General features: G+C 39.1%; 12 protein-coding genes. 6 read left to right on the top strand and 6 right to left on the bottom strand.

The annotated features are described in order from the left end of the window. The first annotated feature begins 2 nt into the window (after positions 1-2). A complete protein-coding gene (gene pyk / locus GWJ01_RS08850) occupies positions 3-1,454 on the top strand; it encodes a pyruvate kinase (protein WP_075672689.1) in 1,452 nt (483 codons plus the stop codon). A gap of 105 nt (positions 1,455-1,559) precedes the next feature. Here the strand turns inward: pyk and GWJ01_RS08845 are convergent, their stop codons facing one another. After that, positions 1,560-1,976, bottom strand: coding sequence for a Rap1a/Tai family immunity protein (locus tag GWJ01_RS08845; RefSeq protein WP_161710983.1), 417 nt, complete (start codon positions 1,974-1,976; stop codon positions 1,560-1,562). Positions 1,977-2,261: 285 nt separating this feature from the next. On the opposite strand from GWJ01_RS08845, the gene GWJ01_RS08840 reads away from it, so the two are divergent. The 4 genes from GWJ01_RS08840 (at position 2,262) to GWJ01_RS08825 (ending at position 6,404) form a co-directional block, all read left to right on the top strand. After that, on the top strand, positions 2,262-3,449 hold the full coding sequence (locus GWJ01_RS08840) for an ROK family transcriptional regulator (protein ID WP_227003149.1): 1,188 nt from the start codon (positions 2,262-2,264) through the stop codon (positions 3,447-3,449). 39 nt (positions 3,450-3,488) lie between these two features. Beyond that, positions 3,489-4,790, top strand: a complete 1,302-nt coding sequence (locus GWJ01_RS08835; RefSeq protein ID WP_161710982.1) for a hypothetical protein — start codon at positions 3,489-3,491, stop codon at positions 4,788-4,790. A 27-nt stretch (positions 4,791-4,817) separates the two neighbouring features. Next, positions 4,818-5,978, top strand: a complete 1,161-nt coding sequence (locus GWJ01_RS08830; protein WP_161710981.1) for an MFS transporter — start codon at positions 4,818-4,820, stop codon at positions 5,976-5,978. Positions 5,979-6,137: 159 nt separating this feature from the next. After that, complete coding sequence (locus tag GWJ01_RS08825; protein WP_109402079.1) at positions 6,138-6,404, top strand: DksA/TraR family C4-type zinc finger protein; 267 nt, start codon at positions 6,138-6,140, stop codon at positions 6,402-6,404. A gap of 96 nt (positions 6,405-6,500) precedes the next feature. Here the strand turns inward: GWJ01_RS08825 and GWJ01_RS08820 are convergent, their stop codons facing one another. Next, complete coding sequence (locus GWJ01_RS08820; RefSeq protein ID WP_109394172.1) at positions 6,501-8,237, bottom strand: pyridoxal phosphate-dependent decarboxylase family protein; 1,737 nt, start codon at positions 8,235-8,237, stop codon at positions 6,501-6,503. Between the two features lie 693 nt (positions 8,238-8,930). Between GWJ01_RS08820 and GWJ01_RS08815 the strand changes: the two genes are divergently transcribed. Next, on the top strand, positions 8,931-9,380 hold the full coding sequence (locus tag GWJ01_RS08815) for a hypothetical protein (RefSeq protein ID WP_109402080.1): 450 nt from the start codon (positions 8,931-8,933) through the stop codon (positions 9,378-9,380). An 82-nt stretch (positions 9,381-9,462) separates the two neighbouring features. Here the strand turns inward: GWJ01_RS08815 and deoD are convergent, their stop codons facing one another. The 4 genes from deoD to deoC all read right to left on the bottom strand — a co-directional run bounded on the left by deoD (position 9,463) and on the right by deoC (position 13,722). Next, positions 9,463-10,179, bottom strand: a complete 717-nt coding sequence (gene deoD, locus GWJ01_RS08810) for a purine-nucleoside phosphorylase (protein WP_036934279.1) — start codon at positions 10,177-10,179, stop codon at positions 9,463-9,465. 77 nt (positions 10,180-10,256) lie between these two features. Further along, positions 10,257-11,483: a phosphopentomutase gene (gene deoB, locus GWJ01_RS08805; protein ID WP_098941894.1), complete on the bottom strand. Its 1,227-nt coding sequence runs from the start codon at positions 11,481-11,483 to the stop codon at positions 10,257-10,259. Between the two features lie 66 nt (positions 11,484-11,549). Next, positions 11,550-12,872 (bottom strand): thymidine phosphorylase, encoded by a 1,323-nt coding sequence (gene deoA, locus GWJ01_RS08800; protein ID WP_109394174.1) that lies wholly within the window; start codon positions 12,870-12,872, stop codon positions 11,550-11,552. A gap of 70 nt (positions 12,873-12,942) precedes the next feature. Then, positions 12,943-13,722, bottom strand: a complete 780-nt coding sequence (deoC, locus tag GWJ01_RS08795; protein WP_064721106.1) for a deoxyribose-phosphate aldolase — start codon at positions 13,720-13,722, stop codon at positions 12,943-12,945. Positions 13,723-14,218: the final 496 nt, after the last annotated feature.

Genomic DNA, 14,218 nt, shown 5'->3' with positions numbered 1-14,218 from the left:
TTATGCGTAAGACAAAAATTGTTGCGACTCTTGGCCCAGCTAGCTGTTCAGAACAGATGATTGAAAAGCTGATTATGGCAGGTGCTAACGTATTTCGTTTAAACTTTTCACATGGCACTCGCGAACAGCATCAGGCCACTGCCGCAACTATCCGTCAGGTCGCAGAAAAACATCGTGTATTTATCGGGATCTTAGCAGACCTGCAAGGCCCAAAAATTCGTATCGCTAACTTTAAAAATGATTCAATTCAATTAAAACAAGGCGATAGCTTTATTCTAAATGCAGATTTAGACAGCACATTAGGCGACGAGCAACAAGTTGGTTTGGACTACCCACAACTTGTTCAAGAAGTCACACCAGGGAATATTCTGTTACTTGATGATGGCAATATTCAATTACAAGTCAGCGCCGTCAATAATAATAAAATAGAGACTGTCGTTACTGTTGGTGGAAAATTATCTAACCGTAAAGGTATTAACTTACTCGGTGGTGGTTTATCTGCACCTGCATTAACAGACAAAGATAAGCAAGACATACACACAGCAGCCGCTATTCAAGCAGACTATATCGCTGTTTCATTCCCGCGTAATGGTGCAGATATTGAATATGCCCGTGGTTTAGTGATTGCAGCAGGAAGTCACGCCAAAATCGTTGCTAAAGTTGAACGTGCAGAAGTGGTTTCTTGTGAAGAAAATATGGATGACATCATTAAAGCATCTGATGTCATTATGGTGGCACGAGGCGATTTAGCTGTAGAAATTGGTGATGCCAGCTTACCGGGCGCACAAAAACAATTGATTGCACGCTGTCGCGCATTAGGCTGCCCTGTGATCACGGCAACCCAAATGATGGAATCAATGATTGAAAGCCCAATGCCAACCCGTGCAGAAGTTATGGATATTGCGAATGCGGTTGGTGATGGAACAGATGCCGTCATGTTGTCAGCTGAAACGGCGGCAGGGAAATATCCAGTGGAAGCTGTTAGTGCAATGGCACGCGTAGCTGAAGGCGCAGAGCGCTCTTTTGCGGCTAATGCTGAAAATCCTTGGCAATCACCGTCTTACTATTCACAAACTGGTCGTTGGATTGCACTAGCTGCTGCCACAACGGCTTTTCATGACGACAAGTATTTAAGCGTTGCCGCATTAACAGAAAACGGCAAATCAGTGACCTTATTGTCACGCTTTATGCCAAACAACAACGTATACGCATTAACGGATAATCCCGCGCTTGCTGGTCAATTGACTGTATTACGTGGTGTAACGCCTGTTGCTTATCAACGTCAAAACAACAATGACTGTGATGAAAGCATCATGCAAAAACTGCAAGCAGAGGGATTATTAACAGACATGAATTCACTCTTAATCACCCGTCTATCAACCTTTGAAAAAACTGGTGAAAGCGATTGTTGTCATCTTGTTCCTGTAAAACAAGTTGAAGCAGCAACGGCTTGAGTGTCTTCCATCAAGGAGCTTATGAGAGAGGCAACCTGAAGTAAATAACAAGAAAAAGAGCACACCAAAATCATTTTAGCCACAGGGACTGTGGCTATTTTTCGTTTAGACACTTCCATCAGCATGGCAAGGATAGGCATCTTGTAATGCCAAAATATAAATTAACTCCAACGGCGTTTCTTTTTGTTTTTTCTTCACTTCAGGATTTTTATCTAAATAAGCATCGATATGCTTAACCATAAAATCGCCATTTTGTTCTACTTTCGAAGGCGGACAATAAAGAGGTCGAAAATCATCGTTATTTTGATTCTCAATTTTTACGGCAACAGCATAAAAATTAAATCCATTCGCAATACCGTTTAAATACGCTTGTGTCACTGATTCTAGTTGTTTATTAGAAGGATGATCTAAAGCTAATAATCGTTTTACCTCAAGATAACCGCTTAATGTTACTGCCTGTGAATACAGTGGGAATAGCAATAACATTCCTATTAACCCTTTTAATAACATTCCTTTTTTCATGCTAATTTTCTCTTTAGTTCAATAGATATTGATTTCATTCTAGTCGTTTTATTGCCCTAAGAATATGTGCAACAAATATATACATTGAAGATCTTTTGGACGATCTCATTGTGCAAATCAGGCTCATCAAATTGTGATCACAAACGCATTTAGGATGGTTTCTAAACTAATTAGTCGCTTTATACTTTACAAAGTAAATAAAACGGTGCATAACTATCAAGCACAGACGATTTTATATAAAAAAAACATCTTTTAGTTTTGTTTCTAAACAAATGGAGTAGTAACGTGACACCGAACGTACCCAATACATTACGGCAAATGAATGCCTCGCTTGTATTAAATGTCATTCGTCATCAAGGTCCTTTGTCACGGGCTCAGATAGCCAAAATTAGCGGAATTACAAAAGCGACGGTGTCTGAAATTATTAACGATCTCCTTGAAGAAAAAATCGTTTATGAGAGCGGTGTCAGTTCACCAGCAGGACAAGGCAGAAAAGGTATTTTAGTTAACTTCGATCCTCAACACAGTTTAGGTGTCAGTATTGACTTAGGTGGAACCAAAATCGCTTATGCGGTTTTTAACTTAGATGCTGAATTGTTGTATGAATATCAAGAGCCTACCTTTGACACTGTCGATCGTGATTACTTTATTACGCAATTTGCACAAAGTATTGAAAATGTGATCGAGAAAAGCGGTGTAGACCGTCAGAAGATCAATGTTATCGGTGTCGCCACACCAGGGATCATCGATATCAAAAATGGTGTTGTACTAGAAGGCTCCCCTAACTTACCTCAGTGGGATAATTTACCTCTAGCACAACAGCTTACAGAAAAACTCAATGTACCCGTTGTACTCGAAAATGATATTCGTGCAGCACTTGTCGGTGAAATGTGGAAAGGCCGTTGCCGTCATACACACAGTTGTGCGCTGATTGGGATCGGCACAGGGTTAGGCTCCGCTTTGCTAATGGATGGAAAAGTTATCCGTGGCGCAAACAATGCAGCTGGTGAAATCGGCTATATGATGTTTGCTCGTGACCATCTCTTTCGCAATTGGCGTAATAAAGGATGCTTTGAGAGTTTCTGCTCTGGCTCAGGTTTAAGTGAGCGAGTGGCAAACTTACGAGGGGAAAATCTTAGTGCAATTGAGATTATTCAAGCCTCACAACAAGGTGATCCGCTTGCTCAATCCTTAGTTGAAGAAATGGCTGATTATCTTGCTATCGGCATTATGAATTTAGTCGCCATTGCAAATTTGGAAAAAGTGGTATTAACAGGCGGGATCACCCGCTCTGCTGACACCTTTTTACCGCGTGTTCAGGCAAATCTAGATAGACATTTATTTGCTAACACCAAAGTGAATATCGAGCTTTCTGAATTATGGGAAAAAGGCCCGCTTTATGGCATTGCTATTCTCGCCTTAGCCACGGTTTATCCATCAATTCAATTTATGCCCGAGATCCAATTGAGATAACCCTAATAAAAAAGTCTTTAAACGAGATGGGAGCAACTCATGGCAGGAATACATCTTCACCCACATGATATTTTAGATGAAGGCATGCCCGCTATTCTTCAACGCCTTGACGATATGAAGCATGTTGAGCATTTATTTGTCGAAATTAATACGATTTTTGAACGTAACCCTTATCCTGTTGGCGATCTACCTCATAACCCTATTCATAGTGTAGTTATGGGAACAGGTACACTACATATCAATACTCATACTGATTTTCCTCGTCTGAGCCAACGGGTCGATCCCACTATTTTAGCGGGTGCAGATCCACTAATGACGATAAAAAAAGCCACCGATGGTGGAAAATATAAAGTCATTCCATGGGCAAATATTCTGAATGGCGATTTTATTGGTAATGTAGAAAACAATCAGGTTGTCGATTTTAAAGGCCGTCCACAAGAACATTGGCTCTGCCCTAATGCTCCTGATGTTGCTCAATTATGGCAAAAGACATTCACAGCATTAAAACAAAACTACGGTTATGACACCTTTTTAATTGACCGCATTCGTTTCCCTGATTGGGCAGGTAAAGAAGTCAATCCAGCGGGATTATTTACCTGTTTTTGCCCTCACTGTGAAAAGAAAATGGTACAGCAAGGCTTACCTGTTAATGAAATCAAACATCGCCTCACGGCTTTAGCGGATTCATTAAAACAAGGGGATTTTGAAACGCCTGTTACAGCATTAAAAGAAGAGCCTCTGTTAAAAGCATGGCAACTATTTCGCCAACAAAGTGTGACTCAGTTGGTTGAGAAATTACTGTCTGATGCCAAACAAACGGCGGATGGAATTACATTATGGCTCGATTTGTGGCCACCTGCTTACAGTTGGATCTTAGGTCAGAACTATCATGAATTAACGCGTTATTCATCAACACTTAAACATTTCCCTTATCACAAATTAGGGGGCGGGGCGGATGTTCAAGGGTTAATTAATCATTTTGCTCATGATAGTGAAAGCCAAGAGCGGGCATTCACTGCGTTTAAACGTTTATTTGAATTACCTTATGATATTTCATATGAAACCTTTAAACAGCAGGGTTTCCCTATTCACTTTGTTGCAGAACAAAATAATAAAGTTCGCCAGCTTTCACAGCCAAATACCTTTATTTATAGCGGTATTCAAATGTGGAATTTGCCTGCCTCTCAATTAATTGAAGCCGTTATTGCTGCAGAAGAGAGTGCTTGTGATGACTTACTTTATTATTGCTATGGATGGGCGACTCAAGAATTATTTGATGCGATTGGTGAACACAATACACCTAATAATAACACTTATAACAACAACACAATTAAAGAATAATACACCGCGGAAAATCAGGATCAAATTATGGCTAAACAACAAAAATGGAAAGTCTTTTTCCTTCTGTTTGTCACGATGTTTTTACTCGGTGGCATTCAAAATACAAAAGGGCTGATCCTAGAACAAGTTCAACATGATATTTCATTAAATATGAGCCAAGTAGGTTCATTAATTACCTTTTTCCAAATCGGCTTTTTAGTCGCCAGTTTATTAACGGGCTATTTTACCGATAAAAAAGGGTTAAAAGTCATGATGTTTATTGGCTCATTAATGATGGCTGTTGGTTTAACAGGAACCAGCCTTGCTTTCAATGTGATGCTATTTTTTGGCTTTTATCTGGTCATTGGTTTAGGGATTGGCTCAATGCTTGTCTCTATCGTTACTGTTATTCCAACTTTCTATAAAGAGAAAGCAGGAATGATGTTTAACGTCTCTAACGCCATGTTTGGTGTGGGGATGATTGTTACGCCTCTTATTTTACAATATTTATTCTCACACTCTATTTCATGGCGTACCTTTTATGTTGGTGTTGCCGTTATTGTTGCTGTAATTATTTTAGTATTAAGTACGTTAAAAATAGAAAGTAGCGCACAAGTCGATATGAAATTCAGTGACTTTTTAGAGTTGCTGACACAAAAATCACTGTTGCTGGTTATTTTATTTATCACTTTATATGTGGCAGCCGAAGCCGCGTTCTTAAACTTCTTCCCTATTTTCTATACCTCTATGGATATTGGGAATATGAGTAATGCACAAAAAGCAGAAACCGCCGCTTATGTTATTTCTAGTTTTGCATTCTTATTTACTATCGGTCATTTTATTGGTGGCTTTATTAACCTTGCACTGGGTGATCGTAAGACATTGATTTTATTCTCACTGTTCTCGCTTATTGCCATTATTGTTAGCCGTATCTTTGTGCAAGATGTTGTTTATCTATTTATGGTATTTGGTTTTGCATTATCTGTGCTATTTCCAACAGCCGCAGCGGTTGCCACAAAATTAACTAGCAAAAGTGGCTCGGTGATGGGACTTATTTATGTAGCTTCAGGATTGGGCGGTGCGTTAGCAGGTTCATTAATCGGTCAGGTTTCAGAAAGCTATAATGTTTCTGTTGGCTTTAACCTAATTATCATATTCGTCGCCCTCTTCTTTATCATTTCTCTGTTTATTAGAGAACAAAAACAATAACAACGACGTATTATGCCTCTGAAATTCCCCCCTCTTTATGAGGGGGTTTTTATTTCTATTCCCCTATCTTCGTAATCTATTTTCTCTTTTATTCTGTTGATTTTTTCACCATTACCCTAATAATAGTATTTATATTCACTGTTAAAATAGGAGAATATAATGGCAAGTGGATGGGCTAATGATAGTGCAGTTCAAGAGCAAATAGATGCCACCATTGATGATGCAATTGCAAGAGCTCGCAATCAAATGGCACAAGGTAAAAGTGCAGAGTTTTGTGATGAATGTGGTAAGCCAATCTCTCCAGCTCGGCAAAAAGCCGTTCCTGGTGTACGTTATTGTTTAAATTGCCAAGAAGCGTTCGATAAAAAGAATAATGCGTTTAGTGGGTATAATCGTCGTGGTAGTAAAGATAGCCAACTCAGATAATCTGCAACTATTATCCTGTAAAACAAAAACTGTACCTTAATATGAGTTTTCTCTATTAAAGTACAGTTTGTTTTATTTAATCAGACAATAATTTGATTAAATTTTTGCCACTTTCTTCGAACTCAGATCTTGACTCATCTCAGTTAAAATCTTCATAAAATTATCAATATGCGTACGTTCAGTATTTGGGTTCATAAATACTGCTTTTTCACCCGGAAGATAAACATAACGGTTATTTTTCGCATATTTAGAGCAGGCAATAGAATCCACCCAGTTAGTAAACAACCCTTCTCTACCACGCTGTAAGAAAAGTTTTCTATGCCACTGTGTGTTATGAACCATAAAGTCATACGCTTCTTTATCAGTAGAACATGTCAGTTCTAAATCAAAAGCAACATTAGGATCTTTTACTAAATTAGGATCATACAGTTTAAAACCAACACTTGGCCCTTGGTTTTGAGGAACGATAACTTTTGCGTTACCCATCTCTAATAGTTGGTGGCGCATGTAGTTCGCGTTTTGTAGGCAGTGAGCAATAATGGTTTGATACCCCTCAATTCCCATATAATGCATTGCAGAATAAGCGCCAAAAATACCCACACCACTACGTGTACATTCAATAGTAGATTGTAAGTGAGTCTGCCCTTCTAACTCATGCTCAAAATAGGTGAAGTTTTCAGGATCGTTTTCCAGTGCCACGAAGTCGTTACCGTTTTTCACCAGCACTAAACTTGAGGTGTAAGGAACATAGCCCCATTTATGGAAGTCGATAGTGATAGAGTCGGCATATTTCAGATGTTTAAATTTCTCAACATTTTGGCGTAAACCTTCTAAAGTGACATCGTTAATTGCCAGTGGATTACTGCTGAAGTCATATTCTAAGAAGAAGATAATCGGCCAACCCACTGCGGCATCTACGTGTACATGTGGCTTAACAGGGATCTCGAATTCTTCACATAAACGGTCACGTAACTCACAAACACCTTTCACATCATCGACACCAAAGGTATCTGTTGTTCCGGTAGTTAACATGATCGTTGGCACTTTGCACTTAACAGTAAAGCACGCTCTTAGTTCACGTTCTAAGTGTTCTAAATTAATGGTGTTATCTTCAGAGACTTTAATGCGGATGGTTTTGTTATCAACATCAACACCTAACAGAGCAAGGTTAGTCATATTTGAGTAGTGACCACCTTGAGAGTTAATGATGCGATAATCTTGATCTGCTGCCATACCTAAATGTTTAGAATTAGGCATAGATTTGCGTAAACCAAATAGATAACCATATAAGTTACACATAGTGCCACCTTGAGTGAACACACCAGATGCAACTTCAGGATCGTAACCAACCAATTTAGCGACTTTTTTGATTGTCACTTTTTCTAACGCATCAGCGACACCTGAATATTCACAATACACCATGTTAGGGTTGCCCATTAACCCTAACATTGAACCATAAACACCGGGATCACTTGGCATTGCAATAACGTTTTCAACCGCTAATGGGTTTTCCCAGTTTTTACACAGTGTTGAAACTAACATAAGTAGCTCATTAGGATCATTTTCTGGGTAATTAATGTTTTGCTGGATTTGTGTATCCGCCATTAAACGATCGAATAGCTGTTGCCCATTTGAGTAACGCCGTAATTGGTCATTATCATTAGTTGTTGTTTTTCTAAACTGTGTAATCGATTGGATTGTTTTATCCTGAAATATCGGCCAATACTTCGGATCTCGGCTGAAAAAGTGAGCAATAACGTCGTGGTATTTCTTCTCAAATTCCGCATTCAGAATGTTAGCAGAAGATAGACCTAATAAATCTTGATTTTTCACTATATTCTCCAAATAGAAACCGACAAAAATTTAAATTGATTGCATAGCAATACTATACATTTTCTAATTAAATTAGTTAGTGCTTCATGCGATCACATAAGTTCTGTTGGCAACCACATAAAACAAAATATATTATTTAATATCAATACAATAGAAATCTTCGGAAAGTTAAATTTACAGATGTTATTATTTCATTTATATGCTTATGTGACTGACATCACAGTGAAAATAATGCTATAAACAAAAATAATCACCTGCAATACTATTAACTATTTGAAATATAATCAAAATATAATAATAACATGCTAACCAACTGATATTGCTTAATTCTTAATTTAATTAATTGAATTAATCTGTTATTTCCACAATTGGTACAGCAAAAATTACATTTAATTTAATTACAACGAATAAAATCGAACGAAAACACTACTATATTTTTCATAATCAGCAAATTAATTCTAATTTTAACCATAATTAGGTACAAAATATGGGTTAAGACTAAGTTCATAGATAGCGCTCAGTGAAAATATAAACAAAGAAATTATCACAGTTGATTATTCTAGTAATAATGTAAATATTGGTTAAAATGAAAATTAGTAACCTAACTAAATAATCAGAATATTTACTCTACATATTTTGTGTTCTTTGCCGATACTTAAGGTAATAGAGTAGGTAATTAAAGGAGAATACAATATGAAAACGCATATCACTATTGCTGCTGTATTCGTATTATTATCCGCAAATATCCATGCTGAAGAATTTACCTGCCAACTTGAAAATGGTAAGTATGTCAGCGTGTTCGTTGAACATGGAAAGCCACCTGTTTATCGTTATGGCACACTTGCTAAAACAGAGATAACACTACCAGTGCCTCAACAGCCCAATAATAATGTCTTTTATGGGCATCAGATGTTTGTTGCAGGGGCATCGACCTATGTTCGTTTTAAGAATGGAAACTATAGCTACGTCGTTTATGACGGCGAAGGGAGAGGTTGGAATTTTAACGGCATTATTGTTTATAAAGACAATAACATTATCAGTAAGAAAGAGTGTAAAGAGCCATTATCACCAAGTTTGGATAATATCAAAAATTATGCCATCAAAATGGATCCTTACTTAGAAACGTATATTTATGCTCCCTAGTTTCTAGCTTTATTAATTAGACATAAAAAACCCAATTTAAAAATTGGGTTTTTTATTATTTTTAAGCAACGAAATGTATTGATTAGTCTTCTAGTAACAGAACAGATTCTAATGCAATTTCAATCATTTCATTAAAGGTAGTTTGACGCTCTTCTGCTGTGGTCTGTGTACCTTTTTTGATGTGGTCAGATACAGTACAGATAGTCAGTGCTTTTGCGCCGTATTCAGCTGCAACACCGTAGATACCTGCTGCTTCCATTTCAACACCTAGGATGCCGTATTTTTCCATTACATCAAACATTTCTGGATCTGGAGAGTAGAACAGATCAGCAGAGAAGATATTACCAACGCGAACTTTAATATCTTTCGCTTTTGCTGCATCAACAGCATTTTGAACTAATTGGTAATCCGCGATAGCAGCGAAGTCTTGGTCTTTGAAACGCAGACGGTTAACTTTAGAGTCAGTACATGCGCCCATACCGATAACAACATCACGCAGTTCAACATCAGGTAATACTGCACCACATGAACCAACACGGATGATAACTTTCACGCCGAAATCTGTAATTAATTCTTTTGCGTAAATTGAGCAGGAAGGAATACCCATGCCGTGGCCCATTACAGAAACTTTACGGCCTTTATACGTACCTGTAAAACCTAACATACCACGAACATTATTTACCTGACGCACGTCTTGTAAAAAAGTTTCAGCGATGTATTTAGCACGAAGCGGGTCGCCCGGCATTAAAACGACATCAGCAAAATCGCCCATTTCTGCGTTAATATGAGGGGTAGCCATAATTCTTCCTTTTAATTTATCTTTTTACTATTTAAATATAATTCGGTAGGCATATTGCTATACCTACCGAAGTAAAATTAAAACATTGCCTTACCATAATCGACTGGAGATAAACCGAAGTATTTAACAACAGTTTGGCCGATATCAGCGAAGGTTTCACGATGACCTAATGAACCTGGTTTAACTTTTGGACCATAAACAAGAACTGGGATGTGCTCACGAGTATGATCAGAACCTGGCCAAGTTGGGTCACAACCGTGGTCTGCTGTTAAGATAAGAATGTCATCTTCTTTTACCAGTTCCATTAATTCTGGTAAACGACGGTCGAATAACTCAAGTGCTTCACCGTAACCTACAGCATCACGACGGTGGCCGTAAGAGGAGTCAAAGTCAACAAAGTTGGTGAATACAATTGTGTTGTCGCCCGCGAGTTTCATTTCTTCAAGTGTCGCATCAAACAGAGCATTAATACCCGTCGCTTTCACTTTTTTCGTGATACCTACGTTTGCATAGATGTCAGCAATTTTACCGATAGAAACAACGTGGCCTTGTTTTTCATCAACCAGTTTTTTCAACATAGTTGGTGCAGGTGGCTCAACCGCTAGATCATGACGGTTACCTGTACGAGCGAAGTTACCCGGTTTATCGCCGATAAATGGACGCGCAATAACACGACCAATGTTGTAATCGCCTTTGTTTAGTTCATCACGAGCAATTTCACACAGCTCATATAATTCATCTAAACCGTAAGTTTCTTCATGACATGCAATTTGGAATACAGAGTCAGCAGAGGTATAGAAAATCGGCTTACCGGTTTTCATATGCTCTTCACCCAGTTCATCCAAAATGACTGTACCAGATGCGTGGCAGTTACCTAAATAACCTGGTAATTTTGCACGTTTAACGATGTTTTCTAACAGTTCTTGTGGGAATGAATTTTTCAGTTCTTTGAAGTATCCCCAATCAAACAGAACAGGAACACCTGCGATTTCCCAGTGGCCTGACGGAGTATCTTTACCAGAAGAGATTTCACTCGCGTAGCCATAAGCTCCGATAATATCTGCGTCTTTATCTAAACCAATAGGGAATTTACCTGTTGATTCTTCCGCAGCTTTACCTAAACCTAAACGGCAAAGATTAGGTAAATGAAGAGGACCTTTACGACCTTCTCTATCTGCTTTACCGTCAGCAAACGCTTGTGCGATGTGCCCTAAAGTGTCTGAACCTTGGTCACCGAATTTCTCCGCATCACCGGCAGCACCGATACCGAAGGAATCTAATACCATGATATGTACACGTTTCATAATTCTCTCTCCTGTGTCATTCTCCGTAGACCACGGATATGTCACTTATAAATCGTAATTGAGTTCTTATTCGCTGATTTGGCGGTACACCATTGGTGAAGCTTCGCGTTTGCTGTCACCAATTACCATCGCGTTACGGACTTCAGCCGCAGCTTCTTGCCATGATTTTTCACTGTTAGCATGGATCATCGCTAAAGGTGTATCTGTATTGATTTCAGCACCAAGCGCTACGATGTCGCTTAAGCCAACACTATAATCAATAGCATCAGTTGCTTTACGACGACCACCACCTAATGTCACAACTGACATACCTAATGCACGCGTATCCATTTCAGTGATAAATCCTGCTTTCTCAGCGAATACAGGTTTACTTAATACCGCAGTTGGCAGGTATTTATTGTAGTTTTCAACAAAATCAGATGGGCCTTTCTGTGCTGCAACCATACGACCAAAGACTTCTGCCGCTTTACCGTTATCCAACACATCTTGTAGTTTTTGACGAGCTTGTTGACGATCATCCGCTAAACGGCCTGATACTAACATTTCAACACACAGCGCCATAGTGACTTCAAATAGACGTGGATTACGATATTCGCCTGTTAAGAATTGAACTGCTTCACGAACTTCAACCGCATTACCTGCACTAGAAGCTAATACTTCATTCATATCAGTTAACAGTGCCGTAGTTTGACAGCCTGCGCCATTTGCTACTTGAACAATTGATTCAGCCAGCTCTTCAGATTTCTGATAAGTCGGCATAAAGGCACCTGAGCCCACTTTAACGTCCATCACTAATGCATCTAAGCCTTCAGCTAATTTTTTACCTAAAATAGATGCAGTGATAAGCGGGATTGAATCAACTGTAGCAGTAATATCACGGGTAGCATAAAAGCGTTTGTCAGCAGGTGCTAATGAATTAGTCTGTCCGATAATGGCAACACCGACATTGCGAATAATGTCGCGGAATTTCTCATCATCAGGGAAAATATCAAAGCCGGGAATTGCTTCAAGCTTATCTAATGTTCCACCTGTGTGGCCTAATCCACGACCAGAGATCATAGGAACATAACCACCACAAGCCGCAACCATTGGCCCTAACATCAGTGAAGTTACATCGCCCACACCACCAGTTGAGTGTTTATCAACGATTGGGCCGTTTAAATTTAGGCTTTTCCAGTTCAGTACTGTACCGGAATCACGCATAGCTAATGTCAAAGCAACACGCTCTGGCATTGTCATATCGTGGAAATAAATAGTCATTGCTAATGCAGCAATTTGACCTTCAGAAACAGTATTATCTCTGACGCCATTAATGAAAAAACGAATTTCTTCCTCAGTTAAAGGATGACCATCACGCTTTTTACGAATAATCTCTTGGGCAAGAAACACTGCAACCTCCTGGTTTTATAGCATTGGTAACGCCCACAATAATGAAGAGTGAGCGTATTTCACGAATGGATTAGTAACCACTAGACGATTTTTGTTCGCCATGACCTAAAGTGGCTAATAAATTACCTAACAGGCTTGACGCGCCAAAACGGAAGTGACGGGCATCAACCCAGTTGTCACCCATAATGCGGTTAGCTAATGCAAGGTATTGAGCAGCTTCTTCAGCGGTACGTACACCACCCGCAGGTTTGAAACCAACTTCTTTGCCAACACCCATATCGTGGATCACTTGGATCATTAACTCAGCGCTTTCCAGTGTTGCATTTACAGGTACTTTACCTGTGGAAGTTTTAATAAAGTCAGCACCTGCTTTGATTGAAATTTCAGATGCTTTACGGATAAGTGCAGGATCTTTCAGCTCACCCGTTTCAATAATGACTTTCAGTAAAGAACCTGCTTCTGCACAAGCTTCTTTACATGCTTTAACGATATCAAAACCGATTTGCTCGTTACCTGCCATAAATGCACGGTAAGGGAAAACTACATCAACCTCATCTGCGCCATAAGCTAATGCCGCGTTGGTTTCTGCTAATGCGATATCTAAATCATCATTACCATGAGGGAAGTTAGTTACGGTTGCGATACGGACGTCTGGAGTACCCTGTTCACGTAACACTTTACGTGCTAACGGAATAAAACGTGGGTAGATACAAATAGCGGCTGTATTGCCTTCTGGGCTTTTAGCCTGATGACATAATGCAGTCACTTTTGCATCAGTGTCGTCATCATTTAATGTAGTTAAATCCATCAAAGACAGCGCAAGGCGCGCTGCAGCGGTTAAATCTGTCATAAAACTCTCCAACGATGTTTCTCAAGCCCTTTTGGGCGTACGCTTAAGGTTAGCGATTAAATTTGTTGGCGAGCGGACTTGGTTCCTTGAAGATGTTGTTGTAACTTGCGCTACAACGACAGCTGAGCTCCCTCTCACCGCGCTATGCTCACTTCGGCGACCCGTCATTGAGCCTTCGCCATTCCATGAAGTTTCAGCACATCTTATTTGAACACGCTAAGGAACAATTAGATGTGCTTTACGTCACACTAATTAAATGCAACTTGCAAACAATGACATAAAATTGTGACCAATATCACAATTAGGTCATTTTCTGGTTTAATGTTACTCGAATAGCGCTTTTAAGTCGTCTTTATAACGCAAAAAAAGCGTGATCAATATGAAATGATATTGCTATTGACCCTACTCAATACAAATTGCGAAATATCTCACACAATAAAAGTAGTTAACATTACAACAGAAAACAAACATAAAAGAGCAGATAGGCAAAACCCAT

The organism is Proteus sp. G2618 (assembly GCF_009915995.1).
GTDB lineage: Bacteria > Pseudomonadota > Gammaproteobacteria > Enterobacterales > Enterobacteriaceae > Proteus > Proteus terrae.
Note: the sequence above shows the minus strand (reverse complement) of the source record. Positions and strands in the feature narration are given on the sequence as shown.

What these genes read in the sequence shown, in the direction of transcription:
- deoC (WP_064721106.1), bottom strand. Translation starts at nt 13,722, where the DNA reads ATGACAGATTTAACCGCTGCAGCGCGCCTTGCGCTGTCTTTGATGGAT.
- GWJ01_RS08845 (WP_161710983.1), bottom strand. Translation starts at nt 1,976, where the DNA reads ATGAAAAAAGGAATGTTATTAAAAGGGTTAATAGGAATGTTATTGCTA.
- GWJ01_RS08815 (WP_109402080.1), top strand. Translation starts at nt 8,931, where the DNA reads ATGAAAACGCATATCACTATTGCTGCTGTATTCGTATTATTATCCGCA.
- deoB (WP_098941894.1), bottom strand. Translation starts at nt 11,483, where the DNA reads ATGAAACGTGTACATATCATGGTATTAGATTCCTTCGGTATCGGTGCT.
- GWJ01_RS08825 (WP_109402079.1), top strand. Translation starts at nt 6,138, where the DNA reads ATGGCAAGTGGATGGGCTAATGATAGTGCAGTTCAAGAGCAAATAGAT.
- GWJ01_RS08835 (WP_161710982.1), top strand. Translation starts at nt 3,489, where the DNA reads ATGGCAGGAATACATCTTCACCCACATGATATTTTAGATGAAGGCATG.
- pyk (WP_075672689.1), top strand. Translation starts at nt 3, where the DNA reads ATGCGTAAGACAAAAATTGTTGCGACTCTTGGCCCAGCTAGCTGTTCA.
- deoD (WP_036934279.1), bottom strand. Translation starts at nt 10,179, where the DNA reads ATGGCTACCCCTCATATTAACGCAGAAATGGGCGATTTTGCTGATGTC.
- GWJ01_RS08830 (WP_161710981.1), top strand. Translation starts at nt 4,818, where the DNA reads ATGGCTAAACAACAAAAATGGAAAGTCTTTTTCCTTCTGTTTGTCACG.